Here is a 20369-nt window from a genome sequence, read left to right on the forward strand (position 1 = left end):
CAAGGCAACCTGCCCTGCCTTTCCACCAAAAGAAACGGCTGCCGGACATGGCCCGGCAGCCGCCAAAGTCTGATATGCGGCGGGTCTCTTATGAAATCAAGACGTCGTCGCCGATCTGAAGCTGATCGTGGGTAACGCCTTCCACCGTTGTCAGTAGGACGTCTTCCGCGCCGGTATGGATCCAAACCTCCGCACCGGTGCCGCCTTGCGTGATTTCAACCGTGGCCTGATCACCGGCCACCCGCATCACTTCCCGCAGGTCGAGAACGTCCTGACCGTCATGGAAGTCCTTGATGGTATCCCCGGCTTCACTCAGGCGGTCATAGATGAAGGTATCGTGCCCTTCGCCACCTTCCAGGACATCGGCGCCTTTGCCACCCTTGATGTGATCATCACCGAGACCACCCATGATGACATCATCACCCTGGTTACCGTAAAGGTAATCATCGCCTTCACCACCGTCTATCGTGTCGGCACCCTCGCCCCCGAACAGGGCATCCGTACCGCCCTGCCCCAGGATGAAGTCATCGCCGTCACCCCCATGCATCAATTCATTATGGTCAGTGCCGGTCATGGTATCGGCCTGATCGGTACCGACGATCTCGTCTGCATGGGCAATGGCATGACCGTCCACCTCAAGCTGCATGGAGAAGGTCGGGTCGTTTTCGTAGTCGGCATCCATATTTGGCGTCTCGGAAACCAGGAAGCCATAGGCTTCAAGCGCGCCGTCCTCGCCCTGCGTCACCAGGGATGCCACAGCCGCCCGCGCCAGGGCCGCATAGCCCCCGGCCCAGTCCGGATAGTTCAGTTCGTCCGGAATTGGCTGACCGACGTCGGTAAAGGTATGGTCCATGATTTCCTGCCAGGTATCGAACCAGACCTTGTTGCCGTCTGCATCTTTTTCGTAAAGCACCAGACGATAGGATGTGCCTGCAAGAGCCGGGAACCCGAAGTCTTCGGCCAGGAAACGTCCTGCCGTGAAGTCGGCTTTCCATTCCATCAGGTCCTGTGCATAGGCATCTCCACGATCCGCCATCAGCGAGACAACCATGGTGAAATAGTCATCCTGCCAGGGCGAAATCTTACCCAGTTCGCCGGACGGATACTGGATCGCACCCGATACTTCGCCCGTGTCCGGGTCTGCCAGAGCATAGTTGTTCATGTAGTTTTCAAGGTTATTCAACAACTTCTCTGCGAAGTAATTCTTCATAGGTTCGTCATCGGGCAACGCCCAGGAGACGTTACTCAGGTCACGCATTGCCCAAGCCTGCCCACGCAGTTGGTGACGATCGACGATGCCGTCGTCATAACCGCGATAACCCGGGTTCATGCAGGCCATATCGAAGTTTGCCTGAACCTGCATTTCATCCAGATAATATTGCGACCCGGATAACAGATAGGGCAGATAGGTCAGGGATGGCATATGCGCCACATCCGTCGCCCAATCCGTGCCACTCATCGTGAAACCATCCGGTAACTGGCCGCTTGCATCGCGGAAGTCCAGCCAGAGCGAGGGGAAGTCATCGATCGAGACCACTTCGCCCGTGTTTTCATCGATATAGTGCCAGGGGATACCGCCCGCGGCATCCGCATTCGCATAGAGGACATCCTCCGCGCGTTCATCCTGGGTCGCCAGATAACGCACCGCCCATGTCGGTAACGGCCCGATATCCGGACGCCCGCCCGTGCCAGGCATATAGGTTTCCACCGTGGCGGTCCCCATCGGGTCAGTATCCGAGTTCTGCATGGCATCATAAGCCTGTTGCAGGACACTTTCCTTGACTCCCATTGAGAAGTCGTAGTTGGAAACCGCGCCGGTCTTCAGGAAATAGTCCATGTCTCGAATGACGTGGACGGACGGATCATCACCCGACCAGACTTCCGTATGCCAGGTCCCTTTGTGGTGATGATCGAGGTTGGTTTGGGAATAAACCTCCGAACCGCCTTCCTTGATCGACACATCATAGTTGATGTTCTCGTTGCCTGCCGTGAAGGCCTTGTCCGCCGCAAAGACCACATCCGTCATGACATTGCCGTCGTCAAACGCACGGATATTGAAGGTCACGTGCATTTGCTCGTTTACCGGCACATCGACGGAGAATTCACTGGCGAGCGGACCTTCCAGCCACGTACTCAGCGTCCCGTCCGCAATCGCCTGGCTCAGGGCCGAAGCCGCATCCAGATGAATAGGCGTATCGGTCCCGTCGGCATTGTGTATCGTGAAGTCCACCGACAGGTCCACATTGGCCAGTGCATCCTGCGCCGTGACATTCGTCGCGCCTGCTGGCGGCGTCGGCGTATGGGACAGCATGATATCCACGGAATCACCCGGCTGGATTTCCGGACTGTCGATGGTCAGGACAGCGTGACGGACGGACCCGTCGGGGTGGGTTGCCTTCACATCCATCTGGATCTGAACAGGCTGTCCGTTGATTTCCGCCATCAGATATTCGCCGGCAGGGATATCCCCCTCCTGGAAAACCTGCCCCAGGGTTACCGGGCCGTTGCCAGCCGGATCAGTGCCCGTGTTGGAGAAACGCACCGCCACGACGTCATCCGCATCCGCCGGCTGTTCCAGGGTCTGGTTATAGAGGAGGTTTTCAGTTGGCGTCGTCGTGCCACCGCCTGTGCCCGTGTCACCACCGGTACCCGTACCGCCGGTGCCCGTGCCGCCACCGGTACCTGTGTCACCGCCAGTGCCCGTGCCGCCGCCGGTACCTGTATCACCGCCAGTGCCCGTGCCGCCGCCGGTACCCGTATCAGTTCCGGCATAGGCATCAATGGCGTCCTGGGTCAGCCCCAGTTTTGCGTCGGCAAACTGGATATATTCCATGTTTTTGACAACATCCGCGCCTTCATTGCCTTCCGACCGCAGGTCGCGAACCGACACGGTGCCGTCGTCATTGAAATTGATGGAATAGTCAATAAAGGCCCCACCGTAGACAACGGTATCGGCACCGGCGCCACCATCCAGCATGTCATCCCCGGCATTACCCGTCAGGATATCGTTGCCATCCATGCCGAAGATATTGTCATCGCCTTGAGACCCTTCGATCGTATTCGCCAGAGAGCTGCCTTCGATGCTTTCGACACCGACCATTTCGGTATTGCTGAAATCCCCGTGATACTGAACACCAACGGTGTCGTTACCTTCACCGGCGTCAATACGTTCAACCGTCTGTTCACCCGTGTAGTTATAGAGGTTGATTTCGTCGTCACCACTGGTGCCCTGGATCGTGTCGAAACCTTCACCGCCGGCGATCGTATCAAAGCCGTCTCCGGTGGTTTTCAGGAAGACATCGTCCCCGGCGTTCCCGCGCAGGTCATCGTCGCCACCAGCCCCGGAAATCACATCATCACTCTGTGAGCCATAGATGTAGTTCCTGAAGCTGCTACCTTCGATCCGCTCCAGATTGGAAACAGTGGTCTGCGAGAAATCGCCATGATAGCGCAGATGCAGAACGTCGTTACCCGCACCGCCATCAATATTTTCAACGCGGTTATCACCCCAGAACTGGTTGAGCTGGATATCGTCATCGGCACTGGTGCCGCGAAGGGTGTCGTTGCCTTCACCCCCGGACACCACATCGATGCCATCACCGGTCGTGATTTCAAAGACGTCGTCACCGGCTTCACCATACATGGTGTCATTACCGCCATGCCCGATAATCAGGTCATCCTGGCTGGTGCCTGTGATGGTCTGGTTATAGCCCGTACCCTCGATCAGGTTCAGGTTCTGTGCCGTTGCATTGACCGTGATCGTCGAATCCGCCTGGGTTGCATCGGACCCGTCAAAGACGTCGTAGCTGAAATTCGCCGTGCCGTCCCAACCGGACGGCGGCGTGTAAGTCCAGCTTCCATCGCCATTATCCGTCAGGGTCCCGGTATCCACCGTCAGATTCTGCGCGGTCAGCGCATCGCCCTCGATATCCGTGGCCTGCGCCAGCAGGTCCGACGAATTGATGGTCAGTGCCACATCCTGATCCGTTGAGAATGTCGGAGCAGTAACAACCGGCGCGTCATTCGTACCGGCAATAGTAACCGTCACGGTTTCCATGGCGGAACCGTCCGCCGACTTCACCGTGAAGGTTTCCGTCAGCGTATCACCGTTACCCAAAGCCTGGACTTCCGCACTGTTGTTCCCCGTCAACTGGTAAGCCCAGTTACCATTGGCGTCGATGGAGAAGTTGCCATAGGCGCCCGCCGTGCCCGACTGCACCTGGAACACAGCCTCACCGGCATCCGGATCGACGACAGTCAATGTGCCGTTTGCCAACATGGCCTGGTCTTCGGTAACACCGCCTGCGGCCGTGCCGGAAATCTGGGCATTGTCTGCCGCCGCCGCCACGCTGATTGTCGTGCTGACAGGCGTTGTCGCCGTGCCGTCCGACACGTCATAGCTGAAGGTGACATCACCACTGAAGTTGGCGTCCGGAGTAAAGGTCCAGGACCCGTTGTCATTAGCCGTCAGTACGCCATTGGAAACCGTCAGGTTCTGAACAAAAAGCTGATCGCCTTCCGCGTCGCTGGCCTCGCTCAACAGGTCTGCTTCGGTAATGGTCAGCGACTGGTCTTCCGAAACGTTGTGCACGGTCGCATTCACAACCGGCGCGTCGTTCGTACCCGCAATCGTAACCTTGATTTCCTGACTGGCCGACCCGTCCGCTGTCTGAACGGTGAAGGTTTCCGTCAGCGTGTCACCATCGCCCAGGGCCTGCACAACCGGGCTGTTATTGGCCGTGAGGTCATAGGTCCAGTTACCCGTGTCATCCATGGTGAAAGTGCCGTAAGCACCATCAAGGGACGCTGCGGCAAAGTCGCCAACCGTTGTGCTCGAATCCGTCGCCAGGGATAACGTAGCAGCGGCGCCGGATTCCGTCGCAAGATGCCCCGAACTGGTTGCCGCACCATCTTCAACCACAGTCCCTGCGGTGTCACCGGTAATGGTCACTGCCGTGGCATCGTTACTGCCGTTGATCGTTACGGTGACGTCCTGCGTCGTGCCATCTGCGGTCTTGACGGTGAAAGTTTCCGTCAACGTGTCGCCCGCATTCAGCCCCTGTACTTCAGGACTGTCGTTTGCTGTCAGGTTGTAGGTCCAGTTACCCGACTGATCGACGACAAAGGCCCCGTAAGAACCCGCCATTTCCGCGGCGACAAAGCTCGCCTCACCGGCATCCACATCCGTAACGGACAACTGCCCGGTGGCTGTAAGGCTTGTGTCTTCCGTGACGGCGCCCGCCGTTTCCCCGGATACCTGTGCGGCATCGTTGGACCCGGCAATGGTGACATTCACAGCCTGCGTCGTGCCATCAGCCGTTTTCACCATGAAGGTCTCGGTCAAGGAGTCACCCTCACCCAAAGCCTGCACCTCGGGGCTGTCATTTGCCGTCAGGTTATAGGTCCAGTTACCGTTGTCATCGATGAAGAAAGCACCGTAGTTGCCAGCCATCTCACTCATCACAAAGCTGGCCTCGCCCGCATCTGCATCTGACACAAGCAATTGGCCGGTTGCCGTCGAACCGGCATCTTCGATCACCGTGCCCGTGGCATCGCCCGTAATCTGGGCGGCATCATTGGTCCCCTCGATGGTAACCGTCACCGTCTCCACAGCCGTCCCGTCCGCACTGCGCACGGTAAAGTTTTCGGTCAGGGTATCCCCCGCGCCAAGGCTTTGAACCGCATCGGTATCGCCAGCGGTCAGGTTGTAGGTCCAGTTGCCATCGGAATCGACCGCAAAGGCCCCGTAGGAGCCCGGCATTTCAGCAGCCAGGACGGCATTCTCGCCTGTGTCCACATCCGTGACGCTCAATGCACCGCTTGCACTGGGCGTGGAGGCATCTTCCGTGACAAGCCCTGTCATTTCACCAGAAATCTGGGCGGCGTCATTCGTGCCGTTGATCGACACGGTCACCGTTTGCGAAGTACCATCCACCGTCTGAACCGTGAAGGATTCCGTCAGGCTGTCGCCTTGCCCCAGGCTCTGTATCGCCGGGCTGTCGTTGGCTGTCAGGTTATAGGTCCAATGGCCTGTCTCATCGACGGAGAAGGAACCATAGGCACCATCCGCAGTGGCCGCACTAAAGACTGCCTCGCCGGTATCCACATCGGAGACCGCCAGTTGACCGGAGGTCGTCAGCGCCTCGTCTTCAACCACCGCACCGGAGGCAGCGCCGGAAATCTGGGCCACGTCATTGCTGCCCGCAATGGTAACGGTGACATCCTGCGTCGTACCGTCCGCCGTCTGCACGGTGAAGGTTTCCGTCAGCACATCCCCCTCGCCCAGGGCCTGGACTTCGGGACTGTCGTTGGACGTCAGGTTATAGGTCCAGTTACCGGCATCATCGACCGAGAAGGAACCGTAATCGCCATCCTGGCTGCCTGCGGCAAAGATCGCCTCGCCGCTGTCGGCATCAGTCACCGAAAGCTGGCCGCTGGTGGTGACGGCCGTGCCGTCCTCGACCACAGCGCCGGTCGCATTGCCGGAAATCTGGGCCACATCATTGGTACCGGTAACGGCAACCGTAACGGTTTCCGCAGCCGTCCCGTCCGCACTTGTCACCGTGAAGCTTTCTGTCAGGCTGTCGCCTTCACCCAGCGCCTGAACCGCATCGGCGTTATTGCCAGTCAGGGTATAGGTCCAATGGCCGGTTTCATCGACCGAGAAGGAACCATAGGTGCCTGCCTGGGTCACCGCCGCAAAGGCAGACTCGCCCGTATCCACATCACTGATGCTCAATTGGCCGGTCGCAGGATCAGGACCGTCTTCCATAACGGTACCCGCCACAACACCGGAAATCTGGGGCACATCATTCGTACCGGAAATGGTGATGGTCACATCCTGTGTCGTGCCGTCCGCCGTTTCCACGGTCACAACGTCGGTCAGCGTATCGCCTTCGCCCAGCGCCTGCACGGAGGCATTGTCGTTGGCGAGGCTGTAGGACCAGTTACCGGCAGTGTCGATAACCAGCGCGCCGAAAGCACCGGAAACCATCGCGGACTGGAAGCTCGCCTGACCGGCATCCGGGTCGGTCACCTGCAGCGTACCGCTGCTGGTGACGGTTGCGTCTTCCGTTACTGTGCCTGCCGTATCGCCGGTCACAACAGCAGCATCGTCCACGGGCGCGACCGTTACGCTGCCCGTTGCCGCCGTCGTTGTCTGGCCGTCGGATACGTCATAGCTCATCTGCACCGTGCCGTTGAAATCCGGGTCCGGCGTGAAGAACCATGTCCCGTCCCCGTTGTCAGTCAGGGTGCCGCCATCGACGGTCAGATTTTGAACGGACAGGGCATCCCCGTCGGCATCGCTGGCATATTGCAGCAACTGTGCCTGGGTCAGGAACATATTGCCGTCTTCATCCATATTGAACGAAACCGGCTTGGCCACATCAGGAGCCTCATTGGAAAAGATGCTGGTGCCGTCAACAGTGACATCCAGATTTTCGATATTCTTCACCTGCAAACCCAGCGCAGAGAACTTGAAGCTCTCGGGAGCGGAACCCGCCTCCTTTGCCTGCAGATAGGTTTGGAAGGCTGCGATATCCGCCTGCACTGCCGGATCGTTATATTCCGCACCGGTCAGGTCGATCCGCAGGGTATCGGTACCGTCGCCGCCATCATAGCGGTCATAGGAGGACTGATTTTCAGAGAAGTTGTAAACCAGGACATCGTCACCGCCCTGGGCATCCACACGGTCGGAACCGCCACGGGCGTCGATCACGTCATCGCCCTGGCTGCCATTGATCACGTTGTTATAGCCGCTGCCTTCGATCTTCTCCACGCTGTCCATCGTGGTTTCACTGAAATCGCCGCCGTAACGAACGGAAACCGTGTCGTCGCCCGCGCCACCATCAATATGCTCAACGCGATCGTCTCGCGCGTAATTCGTGAAGGCGATATCGTCGTCAGCATCCGTTCCCTGAACGGTGTCATACCCTTCGCCGCCGCTGACCTGATCCTCTCCGTCATTGGGGCCTCTCAGGAAGGTATCGTCACCCGCGCCGCCCTTCAGCGCGTCATTGCCACCACCGCCGACGATAACGTCGTCACCGTCAGAACCTGTAATGGCGTTGCCGTAATTGCTGCCTTCGATCCTCTCGATATTTTCCAGCTTGGTGTCGCTGAAGTCAGCGCCATAGCGAACGGAAATTGTGTCGTCGCCTTCGCCCCCGTCAATCGTCTCGATGCTTTCGTCACCGGTAAAGGAATCGAAATTAATGACGTCGTCGCCCGTCGTGCCACGGATGGTGTCCTGCCCTTCACCACCGTCATAACGGTTGCGACCGTCTTCATCGCCCACAACGAAGACGTCATCCCCGGCGCCGCCGGACAAAACGTCGTTGCCGCCGCCACTGATGATCGTATCATTCCCGTCCGTACCGGTGATATAGTTCACACCGTCGGTGCCCATTAAAGCGCTGTTTTCCTGCGCCGTAACGATATCCCCACTGTCGATACTTGCCGAAACGGGTTGCACATCTTCACCGCTGACTGTCTCGAACTGGATCGGCAATGTGCCATCCCAATCGGACACGGGGACAAAGGTCCAGGAACCATCTCCGTTATCGACGATATCCCCCGCAGAGGTCGTCAGGTTTTTGATCGATGTCGTCGCCTCATCAAAAGATGAAATCCCGGCTGCATTCAACAGGTCCTGCAGCCCCAGGGTAATGACTCCATTAGCATCAACGAGATTAAGAAGATCTTGGGCAGACATGGTGCTTCCTCATTTGACGACCTGGTTACGTCAGTTAACCAATTTAGGGCGGATTATAGATTGTGCCCGTAGCTCCTGCGCAACACATTGATTCGGCGCAATCTTGTGTGTTTTTTTCAACAGTTTTTGCGTCGAATTTCGCTTAATTGCCTTACAATTTAGCACATTCCCATGAGACCCCCAAACCAAACCGACAATATATTATCTATCAATGTATTAGCGGCGAAGCGGTCTAGGCCTGCCTGAGAAGCTGTTCATAGATTTCACCCGTCAGGCCGGAAAATTCCGGGCGTTCGGCACTTCTTCGCACAGGTGCGGTAAGCATCGGATATCGATAGGGGCGGTCCAGATACCACCCGTCAAACGGCACCCCGCGAACCTCGTTTTTCCACATCCACACGACAGCCCTTTCATGACGAGACGACCAGCCCAGCGGCCTTGCCTGCAACTGCCCCGGCACTGTAACGCCGGAGGCCCAGGGCGCGGTCCCATTATTACGCAAGGCATATCCTCCATGTTCGCGGATGGGCCCGGAAACCCCACCAGACGGCAACGCGCCATTCTCAAAGACATTGTTTGCCACAAAATGATTAAATAAATATGGATTTTTCTGATCCGCGTTATCGACCAGACCGAACGGCACAGCCGCGGTGCCCCAGTCCGGTGGCGCATAACTGCTGTACCCTTTTGGCCATTGGCGATTGCGATAGTCGATGCAGACATCCCTGGCCGGCGGCAGCCTGGTGAAGACGCAATCCGTCACAAGGGACTGCCCCCAGGCCCCGATATCCAGCAACGGCAGATTACCGCCATAGCCTGCGTCATAATCATCCTCGGACAACCACGAAGCAATATGACTATGGCTGATAACCGTCGACTGGGCATAGGTTTTCAACGCATGCCCCTGCGTCTTGGGGCTATGAAAGCGGCATCTATCTACCGCAATCCGTTTAATATAATTCACATATACGGTATGCGTCTGCCCGTCCCCGAAGCCGCCATGGCTGAAATCGCAACCGGTCAGATTGGCGACCGTTGGAAAGGTCGGAAGCATCATGCAATTGCGCCCGCCGGAAATCCGGACATTCCTCATGTCCAGGCGCGACAGGCTGTCCGGTCGAAAGGCATCGCCATATCGCCCGCCAGTGATATCCAGGTTCTCCAGGGTCAGTGCTGTTTGACGCCCTCCGCCCGAAAAAACCCGCAACATTCCCCTGATCCCGCTGCCGATCATGCGGGGACGCTGGCCAGGAACATCGCTTCTGATGACGAGGTGAACGCGTTTTTGGTTTCCCGCCTGCCTGGCCGGTGACCAGACCCATCGGGTCACAGGAATTTCCGCATCCGACGGAATGACCAGAACACAACCTGCGGGATAGTCCTCAACCTGACGGCCGCCTTGCGGAATCAGGGTTTGCTGTCGGCGGCTTTCTTCCACGTCCAGGAACAGGACAGGCAAGTCTGCGGCATTGGGAAACAAGGGATCGGAAGGTGGCGGCGCAGCGAAAGCATGTCCCCGCAACAATCCCGCCTGAAGGGGCAACGCAGCCAGCGCGGTAAGAACCGACCGCCGAGACCACGTTGTGCCCCCCTGCCCTGTCACGATCAGCCGGTGCCCTTGCCACTTCGCGCAAGCAGGCGCTCATAAAGAGGAACGTAATTCGCCACGCTGTTGCGCCAGTTGCGGACATTTTCCACATAATCCCGGCCGGCTGCCGCCAGTTTCGGCCATCGTTCACGGTCTCCTGCAAGTTCCAGAACGCTGGCGGCGAGGTCTTCCGCGCTATCCGCCTTGAACAGGGTGCCGGTCTCACCATGACGGATCAGTTCCTTATGTCCGCCCACATCGGAGGCAATGAAGATACGCCGCTGCGCCATTGCTTCCAGCGGCTTGAGCGGTGTCACCAGGTCCGTCAGGCGCATGGACTTGCGCGGGTAAACAAGAATATCCACCAAGGCATAATAATCCTGCACCTCGTTATGAGGAACGCGTCCGGCAAAGGCGACATGGTCTTCCACGCCCAACTCGCGGGCACGGCGACGCAGGTGGTCTTCGTCCTGCCCGCCGCCAACGAACAGAACCTTCACATCGGATCGTTGCTCCAGGATTCGGGGCAATGCCTCCAACAACAGGTCCAGCCCCTCATATTCATAGAAGGAGCCGATAAAACCCAGCACCAGCTTCCCTGTCAGGCCAAGCTTTTCCTGCAACTGCGGTTTCACCTCTGTCTGCTGATCCGGGAATTTTTCCAGGTCCACCGCATTGGGAATCACAACCAGCTTTTCCTGAGGAATGCCCCTGGCGATGATATCCTGCCGCAAGCCGTCGCAGATAGCGCCAGCCCCATCGGAATGCTTCAGCACATAGGTTTCAAGCGCCCGCGTCAGGCGATAGCGAAGCCCTCCTTCACGCGACGTTCCGTGGCTGACGGCGGCATCCTCCCAGAAACCACGCACCTCATACATGACCGGAATGCCCAGCTTCTTGCCCGCCCGAAGGGCCGGCAAGCCATTCAGCGCCGGACTATGCGCATGCAGGATATCCGGCTTCACCTCCCGGGCGACCTCGATAATCCGGCGGGTCAGGGCATTCATCAGCATAACCTCGCCGATGACCGGCAACCCCGCCAACGGGCCTTCCGGGCGTTTGGTCCTGTAGAAGGTCCACCCGTCCACTTCCTCAACAGGTTTATAGGGCATCGTATGTTTCGGGCTGGTCAGATGAAATGTCTCCCAGCCCCTTTCACGCTGCCCCTTCAAAAGGGAAAGGGTACGAAAGCTATAACCACTGTGAAGAGGAATAGAGTGATCCAGAATATGAAGGACGCGCATAGGAATTTAACTCTACAATTTTATCGACGTGATGAACTGAAAGAAAAACGCATTCGAACCAGATCCCCCTCAGTTCATACCTTTGTATTGAGCAATGATGTCACGATCATGAAGCGGCGTATCCCGCAATCTGCCAAAGAAATAATAGGCCGATGCACAGTCGTATGATCCCGCTTTCTTAGCAAGATATCTGTCCGCCAGCAAAAACGGCCAGGCAACAAAGCGCGCCGCCGACCGCAGCAACCTGCGAAGGAAGGGACGCTCTGAAAAGCTGGACAGCATATATTCGATGCCCCAGGTGATCACCATACCCGGTCCGTTCGCCACCCCGGAACGGCATTCGTCAAACCAGTTGAACAGGCGACGATGCCCAAGCGCGGTGAAGCGGGTGAAGTCGTATCGCCCCATGTGAACCTGTTGCATGAAGGGCGTCACGGAATACACGAGCCCCCCCGGCTTCAGCACCCGCCGGATTTCCGAGACGGTGCGGAACGGGTCGGCCACATGTTCCAGAACCGCGATGGCGAAAACGGCATCAAAAGTTGCATCCTGGAAAGGAATGTCATGGGCATCGGCGATCAGATGCGTATCCGGCGCCAACGCCACATCGCTGTAGACCACGTTCCCGCCGCCTGATGCGGTAAAGCGGGCATCCCCCGCGCCGATCACAAGAACCGTCGCATCCGGCTTTTCCCTCAACACCTCGTCCAGCGCCTGCTGGGAATTGAAGTCCGTGACGGAACGGGATTTCGGCGGCGTGATCTGATTGAGGAAGTATTTTATTTTCTTGATCGGCGTATTGACCCGCTCTTCCTTGCGGCGCAGGTCCATGGTCGTGATTTCCGCCTTCACGAAATGCTCGATCTGGAAGATCGACTTCTCTTCATTGATCAGGATCGGCGTGCCATCGACGATTGGATAGCCTCCACCAGTTACCTCGTCTGAAGCACCGGACACGGCAACAAGTCTACCGTCACGCAAGTGCAGTGGAACAGATGGCGAGCCAGGCACACAAAGCCGCTCAACAATCGCGTCTGGCAGCTTCAGCTCCGTCCCCGCGTCAACCTTTTCCAATTCCATGCTGCTTTCATTGGCAAGCGACATGCATTTGATCCCCCTGGTGACGTATTCGCGCTTACTCTAGCACAAAGTTTTCAAATCGTTATTCGTTTTCGCCAGTGCCCCAATGTGTAGCCATATAGCAACTCAAACACTACAATTAATTTAAAATCCTAAATAATTTTAGTGTGATATGCGACCAGAGCTTGATTATATTTTTCAGGCTAGCTATGCAATTTACGGGGCATTTAAATAGTGGAGGACCGAGGTGGATCGGCCATTCAATACTGTATCGGTTGTCGGGCTTGGGTATGTAGGCCTGCCGACCGCCGCCTTACTTGCGAGTCGCGGCTATAACGTGATCGGGATCGACGTGAATGAAAAAGCCGTCGAAACCATCAATGAGGGCCGCGTCCATATTGTGGAACCGGACCTGGACGTCCTGGTTCAGGCGTCGGTGACCATGGGACGCCTTCGGGCGACGCTGGAACCGGAAGAGGCGGATGTGTTCATGCTGGCCGTGCCAACGCCGTTCAAGGATGACCATCAGCCGGACCTGTCCTATCTGGAAGCCGCCACCAGGAAGATCGCGCCCGTCATCAAAAAGGGCGATCTTGTCATCCTGGAATCCACCTCGCCGGTGAACACCACCGAAACGATTGCCGGCTGGCTGGCGGACCTGCGCCCGGACCTGAGCTTCCCGCATCAAACCAAAACGCCAGACGTATCGCTCGCCCATTGCCCGGAACGTATTCTGCCGGGCCGCGTGTTGCGCGAACTGGTGGAAAACGACCGCATGATCGGCGGCATGACCAAGGAATGCGCCGCCAAGGCACAGGAATTCTACACCACCTTCGTTTCCGGCGAATGTATCCTGACCAATGCCCGCACCGCTGAACTGGCCAAGCTGGTGGAAAACTCCTATCGCGACGTCAATATCGCCTTTGCCAACGAGCTTTCCATCATCTGTGACCGATTCGACATTGATGTCTGGGAACTGATCGATCTGACCAACCGCCACCCGCGCGTGAATGTCCTGAACCCGGGCCCCGGCGTTGGTGGTCACTGTATTGCCGTCGACCCCTGGTTCATCGTCGCCCAGGCACCGGAAGAAAGCCGCCTGATCCGCACCGCGCGCGAAGTCAACGACGCCAAGCCGCATTACATGGTCGAAAAAATCCTGGCAGCAGCGGATCGTTTCAAGGCACCGAAAGTCGCCTGCATGGGACTGGCCTACAAACCCGACATCGACGACCTGCGCGAAAGCCCGGCAGTCGATATCGTATTGGACCTTGCCGACAAGCTGGACGGGGAGTTGATTGCGGTCGAACCGAATATCCGCGAACTGCCGGAGAAAATCGCCCAGTCAGGCAAAGTCACGCTTATGCCCTTTTCGGAAGCCGTGCGCGAGGCAGATATCGTCGCCTTCCTGGTCAGCCACAAGCAGTTCAAGGAAATCCCCTTGAAAGACCTGGACAGCAAGATCGTCATCCGCGCGGTTCAACGATAAAAGGCGCGATACGGGGCCACCTTGCGTAGGCCCCGTTGCCTCAGGGAGTAATGAAGTGAAGGTCTTGCTGGTCACGTGGCACTTCCCCCCCGTCAATACGGTTGCCGCCTTGCGGACGGGTAAATTTGCCGAATATCTGGCCGGCAATGGCGTTGACGTAAAGGTCGTCACGGTTGCCAAGGACAGTGACGACCGGTCCCTGCCGATCGACGGGGATCGCATCTCCGTGGTTGAGACGGAATTCGTCGATATCGACCAATGGGTCAACCCGGTCACGGTCCTGCGTCGCATCAAATCCGCCCTGACCTCCAAAGTCAGCGTCAAAGCCTCTGCCGGACAGGCGACCGGCACGGCGAAGACCGGGCAGTCTGCGCGGGCGAAGCCCAAGGCATGGCACTGGCTATCAGACCTCTACGAGGCCCTGTTTCTGTTCCCTGACAAATATGTCGGCTGGCTGATAAAGCTGTATCCGGCACTGGTACGTGAAATTCGCGATTTCGAACCGGATGTGATTGTCGCCAGCGGCCCCCCGTTTACTTCTTTCGTCGCAACAGCGCTTGCGTCCAGGCGGACAAAAACTCCCTGGATCGCGGAATTTCGGGATCGCTGGATGGACGACCCCTACGCCGACTGGCCCCAGTGGCGTCGTCGCTTCGATCACTGGTTTGAACGCAGGATTCTTGCGACAGCTTCGGCGATCACGACCGTCTCGCCGCGATGGCAGCCGTATTTCGAGGAAAAATTCCTGCAACCTGTGGGAACCTTTCTCAACGGTTTCGATCCGGAAAACTTCACGCATGATCCAATCCAAAGCCCGGAAGGCCTGCCGGTGCAGATCATGCATATGGGGCGCTGTTATCCGGAACGCCGGGACCCCTCGCCCTTGTTCAAGGCCATCCGGGATGGTGAGTTTACGCCCGAGGAAGTCCAGTTCCAGTTTTACGGATGGGATTTGGATTATGTTGCGCGGCGCGCCCGGGAATATGACGTGGAGGATTTTGTCCAGATTCTCCAACCAGTGCCATTCAACCAGTCCGTCGCCATGCAGAAAGGTGGCGATGTACTGCTGTTGATGCAATGGAACAACGATGCCGACGCCGGGAATATTCCCGCCAAACTGTTTGAGTATCTGGCCTCCCACCGCCCCATTGTCGCCGTCGGCTGCGAAGGCGGTTTCGTCGCCGAGGAAATCGCACGGCGCGAGGCTGGTCTGCTCACCAATGATCCGGAAAAACTGGCCGGGGCGATCCGGGGCTGGATTGATGAGAAGAAAGAAAAGGGCCGCATCCCGAGCCTGCCGGACAACACCTCCAAAGGTCTGGCGCGCAGCCAGCAGATGGAAGCCTATCTGGCCTTCCTGCAGCGTGGTGAGATTGAACTGCGCGATGATCGATTAAAAAAAAAGTCCAATACGCCGATCCGTGAGCTGAGTGCGGGACGCGATTATGTTCTGGCAGGCCAGAAACACCTGGAGCAACCGCTGGGCCTGATCGTCATCGACACGGAAGAGGATTTCGACTGGGGCGGCCCTTATCGCCGTTCCGGCTTCGGTCTGGATTCTGTCTGGAACCAGACCAAGGCACAGGACATTTTCGATCAACATGGCATCCGTCCGACCTATCTGATCGACTACCCCATTTTGAATAACGACGATGCGGCAAAGGTGTTCAGGCAATTTCACGATGCGGGGAAATGTGAACTGGGTGTGCAGATGCATCCCTGGGCCAATCCTCCCTATCGGGAATGGCTGAGCCGGGAAAACAGCTTTCCCTGCAACCTGGACATTGCCCTACAGGAAGAAAAGCTGGATGCGCTTTGTGCTGCCTTTAACAGGCAATTCGGCTTTGCCCCGAAAATCTACAAGGCCGGACGCTATGGGATCAGCGCCCAACATCTCGATATCCTGCGCGAACGCGGGTTCACGGTCGATACCAGCGTCATGCCCTGGTCATCCTACACGCGGGACGGCGGGCCGAATTTCTTCGGCGCACCCGATTCATGCTTCTGGTACGGCCCGGAACGGGACCTGCTCTGCCTGCCGGTATCGCGCGGGCTCAACGGCCTGCTGGCACAGACACCGGCCAAATCACTGTTCAGCCTGACCGAGACAAAATTGGGACGAATAACGAAATCAGCCGGCATCCTTGCCCATTGTGACCTGCTGGAACGCGTCGACCTCAGCCCTGAAGGCGGCCACTCGCCGGAGGCACAAGGGGCCTTTATCCAGCAACGCATGGCCCAGGGGCAGCGGGTCTTCCTGTTCCATTACCACAGTTCATCGCTGGGAGCGGGCAACACGCCCTATGTGCGCAACCGTCAACAGCTTGAGAATTTCCTGGGAAGTATCGAAACCTTCCTGCATCATTTCCAGAATGACCTGCAGGGCCGGTTTGTCACGCCGAGCGAGCTTTATGAAATACTGGCGCCGCATCCCGGAAACCGTCACCCTTAAGGGGAATGAGATCGTGTCTTACAAGGCTGTATTCCGCATCGGGTCCGGCGTCGCAGCAGCCCTCGCACTTTCGATCGGCGCAGCCACCGCAGCCGGGCTGCCATCGGCCCCGTCCTACAAGGGCGACAGCTTCAAGCGCGACAAGGAAGGCGATGTCATTATCGAACAGACGCCTGCCGCCCCCGAAGCAGCACCAAGCGAGACACCCGCCCCGCAGCCAGAACCGACACCAAAACCGGTGCCAAAACCGGCAAAAAAAACACCCGTCGCACCAAAGGCACAGGAGAAACCCACCCCGGCCCCCTTGCCGAAACCTCGCAAAGCCGCTCAACAAACCGTTCAGGCTCCTGTTGCAACACTGAAATCGCCAAAATTGCCACAGCCAAGCCAGCCTGACGACATCGTGGCCCTGCGCCTCGTCAACCACCATGACAGTCCGGTGGCGGGGCCGATCACTTTCGGGCAGGTTTTCCAGCCGGGTGACGTGCCGGCCAATACCGGCCTTGTTGCACGGTCCGGCGGCAAGACATTACCACTGCAGGCGGATATCAAAGCAACACATGCCGACGGGTCCGTCCGCCATGCAATCCTGACAATCGAAAGCCCGCGCCTCGCCCCCGGCCAATCGATGGACCTGATGCTTGCCCGTAAGGGGAACCGGGACAGCAACCCGTCCCTTTCCACGGCTGATATCGTCAAAAGGCTTTCGCTCGCTGTCGATGTTACTTTTGCCGGTACGGGGAAATCCATCCATATCGACGCCGCCAAGGCGCTGCGCGATGCTTCACCGGAAAGCTGGCTGTCCGGCCGTCTGGTTCGCGAACTCTCCGTCTCCCGGCCTGCATCCAAAGACCTTCGCGTCCGGTTCAATATCCGTGCTTATGCCAGTGGCGCGCTGACAGCGGATGTTGTCTTTGCAACAGACCATGCCTTCAGCACGGGCACGGGGCATATCCATTATGACGTGACGATTACCGCCGATGGCAATCCTGTTCTGTCAAAAAAGAATCTCGACCATTATCAAAAAGCCACTTGGCATTATGAGTATAAATCCGAGGATTACGCAGACTTGAGTGTGATCCGGGACATGGCCTATGTCATGAAGACCGGGGCCGTACCAACCTATGACTTCTCCATGGGCACCCAGGAAGGCGTCCTTGCTGCCGGCCTGGAATCCTTACGAAAGGCCGATACCGGCCCCATGGGCAAGGCGCTGGTGACCCCTTACATGCCGGGCACCGGCGGGCGACCCGACATTGGACCGCTGCCCACCTGGGCCGTGCGCTATCTGGCCACCCAGGACCCGCGCGCCGCCAAGGTTCTGTTCGCCAACGCCGACGCCTCCGGTAGCATTCCCTGGCATTATGTGGATGAGAAGACAGGCGAGATCGCCCGGATCGATACCTATCCAAAGCTTTGGCTGGACTACCGCGACAAGTCTGAAATGCTGAAGTCGCGCTTCACGACGAAGGGGACCGACTGGGACACGGATGTGGCCCATATGCCGTCAATGACCTACCTGCCTTATCTCCTGACCGGCTCGCAGTATTATCTCAATGAAATGCAGGTGGCCGCCAATTATGTGATGGCGAGCATGAACCCTGCCTATCGGGGGTATGAGAAGGGTATTATCGACCGGCACCAGTTACGCGGCCAGGCCTGGGCCCTGCGCGAGATTGCCAATGCGGCCTTCATCCTGCCGGACAAACACCCGCTGAAAGCCTATTTCCAGAAAAGACTGGCAAACAACCTGCATCAGTATCTGGACAACTATCTGCCAAAAGACCCGCCAACTGACGAAGTCTCCGGGCTGGTCCAGTATCCATCAGGCGAACCGGGCAAGATATCACCCTGGCAGGACGACTATTTCACCATGGTCGTGGGCCAGATCGCACGGCGCGGCAATCCACTGGCGCAAAAGCTGCTGGCCTGGAAAACCAATTTCACCGCGGGCCGTTTCCTTGCCGGTAATGATGGCTTCCCGCCAATCGCGGGCACATCCTACCGCCTGTTCATGTATGACATCGTCAACAGGAAAAAGGTCTGGTATGAGACCTGGCAACAGGTCATGGAAGCCACCTTCGAAAAAGCCGGCAAGGCATTGCCGACGGAACTGAACTATCCGGACTGGGCGGGCGGCTATGCCGCGCTGGCACGGGCAGCCACCGCCACGCTTGTCACCGGTAATCAGTATCGCGCATTGGAGGCTTATGGCTTCATAGCCTCCGAAACGCCCAACATGCCGCGCGATTATGCCAAGGACCCGACATTCGCCCTGGCTGTGGAAATTGATGGCCACCGTGTTGCAAAGGCAAACGAGGTTATCGGTGCGAATATTGCCGATACCATGAACGGCGGCGACAGCAACGACCTGTTGCATGGCCGTGGCGGCGACGACCGTATCTCCGGCGGCGGCGGGACGGATGCTCTGTTTGGCGGCGCAGGTAATGATGTGATTGATGGTGGTCCCGGCGACGATTTTCTGTTCGGCAATGAAGGGAACGACCGCCTGGACGGTGGGCCGGGTAACGACAGGCTGAAAGGTGGCCTGGGCCAGGACGAACTGACCGGCGGTCCCGGACGGGATATCTTTGTCTTCGATCACGTCAAGGAAGCCGGTGACCACATATCCGATTTCAAGCCCGGCGAAGACCGGATCGATCTGCGGGAGTTGCAGCGCGTCGCGCACAGCCGCTGTAAAATTACCTGGCAGGATGGGCCAGAAGGCGCGCATCTCGTCGCCATAACGCCAGAGCGTCAGCAGATAGTAATGGCGACATTACTTGGCGTGACAGCAAAAGACCTGTCACCGCGCGACCTGATCACGAAATAACACCCTGGTTTCAGGAAACTTCAAGGACCTCATAGCTGTCGTCGAAGAACAGCGCGGCGCTGAGCCGCCCGGACCTGTAGATGCCGGTATCGACGGGGAAGCGCGCACCGACCGGGCGCGCATCCTGATGAATGCTGTGACCATGCACGATCCCGCATTCCTGCCCCTGGAACGACAGCGAAATTTCGCTGGGTTCACGGGTCCATGCCCAATGTCCGGGCGATACATCATCCCAGGAAAGCGCCAGCACCTCATCCACCGGGTCGTCTTCCGGAAAGCCCGCATGGGAAATCAGGACGGACCCGTCGCGGTAATGGGAACGCATGTTTTCCAACAGTTCCATACGTGCGCCTTCAAGGGCATCCTGCAAATTCCGGCGGAAAGTCACCGGGTCATTCAAAACGTCGGGTAAGGGCGGACAAGGAATGTTATCCAGGAGACTATCGACGGTCTGGCGTCCGCCGAACATCAGCCAGTCTGCAACATGGTCAAGGCAGTCCTCGTTACTGCGCAGACACAGCCGCAGAAAGACCTCATGATTGCCCAGCAACGGTACAAATTCGATATCGCGCCGTGCAGACTGTTCAACTGCGATATCCAGGCAACCGGCGCTATCGGGTCCACGGTCAATCATGTCCCCCACCTGCACGATCACCAGGCGGTCAGGCGACAAGTCGGACGAACGCTGTTCTATCCTGGCGATGATTTGGCGGAACAGGTCCGAATACCCATGAACATCGCCTATGACCGCCAGCGCAGTTCCCTTGGAAGGCGATCCGGGGAAAGCAGGGTCGCCCGACCGGCGGGTCTTCGAAATCAAATTCGCAACCAGTTTGCGCAACGTTGCTCTCTTTCAATTAACTGATTGGTAATCATACAGTCTAACGCCTATAAGAAATATAGGAAGGATCATTCAAGACCCGCAGCATTGACTGTATAATTGAAAACAGACAGACGCCCAAGGTGC

At 57.7% G+C, this 20369-nt stretch carries 8 protein-coding genes; 3 read left to right on the top strand and 5 right to left on the bottom strand.

Annotated features, from left to right (window positions below):
• Window positions 1–88: 88 nt before the first annotated feature.
• The 4 genes from IF205_RS17925 to IF205_RS17940 form a co-directional block, all read right to left on the bottom strand.
• The gene (locus tag IF205_RS17925) at window positions 89–8716 is read right to left on the bottom strand and encodes a VCBS domain-containing protein (protein ID WP_311195708.1); all 8628 of its coding nucleotides are present in this window, start codon (window positions 8714–8716) and stop codon (window positions 89–91) included.
• Window positions 8717–8948: 232 nt separating this feature from the next.
• Entirely contained in the window at window positions 8949–10319 is a 1371-nt protein-coding gene (locus IF205_RS17930) for a hypothetical protein (protein ID WP_259780719.1), read from the bottom strand.
• A 2-nt stretch (window positions 10320–10321) separates the two neighbouring features.
• Complete coding sequence (locus IF205_RS17935; RefSeq protein ID WP_259780720.1) at window positions 10322–11548, bottom strand: TIGR04063 family PEP-CTERM/XrtA system glycosyltransferase; 1227 nt, start codon at window positions 11546–11548, stop codon at window positions 10322–10324.
• Window positions 11549–11617: 69 nt separating this feature from the next.
• On the bottom strand, window positions 11618–12652 hold the full coding sequence (locus IF205_RS17940; RefSeq protein ID WP_259780721.1) for a class I SAM-dependent methyltransferase: 1035 nt from the start codon (window positions 12650–12652) through the stop codon (window positions 11618–11620).
• Window positions 12653–12875: 223 nt separating this feature from the next.
• On the opposite strand from IF205_RS17940, the gene wecC reads away from it, so the two are divergent.
• The 3 genes from wecC to IF205_RS17955 are packed head-to-tail and all read left to right on the top strand — an operon-like array spanning window position 12876 to window position 19402.
• Complete coding sequence (gene wecC, locus IF205_RS17945) at window positions 12876–14117, top strand: UDP-N-acetyl-D-mannosamine dehydrogenase (RefSeq protein ID WP_259780722.1); 1242 nt, start codon at window positions 12876–12878, stop codon at window positions 14115–14117.
• A 55-nt stretch (window positions 14118–14172) separates the two neighbouring features.
• Window positions 14173–16569 carry a glycosyltransferase gene (locus IF205_RS17950; protein WP_259780723.1) on the top strand — a complete coding sequence of 799 codons (2397 nt, stop codon included), beginning with the start codon at window positions 14173–14175 and terminating at the stop codon, window positions 16567–16569.
• Complete coding sequence (locus IF205_RS17955; protein WP_259780724.1) at window positions 16529–19402, top strand: calcium-binding protein; 2874 nt, start codon at window positions 16529–16531, stop codon at window positions 19400–19402. Before IF205_RS17950 ends, IF205_RS17955 begins: the two co-directional genes overlap by 41 nt.
• Window positions 19403–19412: 10 nt before the next feature.
• Here IF205_RS17955 and IF205_RS17960 read toward each other — a convergent pair whose 3' ends face one another.
• The gene (locus tag IF205_RS17960) at window positions 19413–20243 is read right to left on the bottom strand and encodes a metallophosphoesterase (RefSeq protein ID WP_259780725.1); all 831 of its coding nucleotides are present in this window, start codon (window positions 20241–20243) and stop codon (window positions 19413–19415) included.
• Window positions 20244–20369 lie beyond the last annotated feature (126 nt).

Origin of the sequence: Aestuariispira ectoiniformans, from assembly GCF_025136295.1 — a bacterium.
Classification (GTDB): Bacteria; Pseudomonadota; Alphaproteobacteria; order UBA8366; family Aestuariispiraceae; genus Aestuariispira_A; species Aestuariispira_A ectoiniformans.

Excerpts from the sequence above, each read along its gene's own strand:
- IF205_RS17925 (WP_311195708.1), bottom strand. The coding sequence starts at position 8,716 with ATGTCTGCCCAAGATCTTCTTAATCTCGTTGATGCTAATGGAGTCATT.
- IF205_RS17935 (WP_259780720.1), bottom strand. The coding sequence starts at position 11,548 with ATGCGCGTCCTTCATATTCTGGATCACTCTATTCCTCTTCACAGTGGT.
- IF205_RS17940 (WP_259780721.1), bottom strand. The coding sequence starts at position 12,652 with ATGTCGCTTGCCAATGAAAGCAGCATGGAATTGGAAAAGGTTGACGCG.
- IF205_RS17955 (WP_259780724.1), top strand. The coding sequence starts at position 16,529 with ATGAAATACTGGCGCCGCATCCCGGAAACCGTCACCCTTAAGGGGAAT.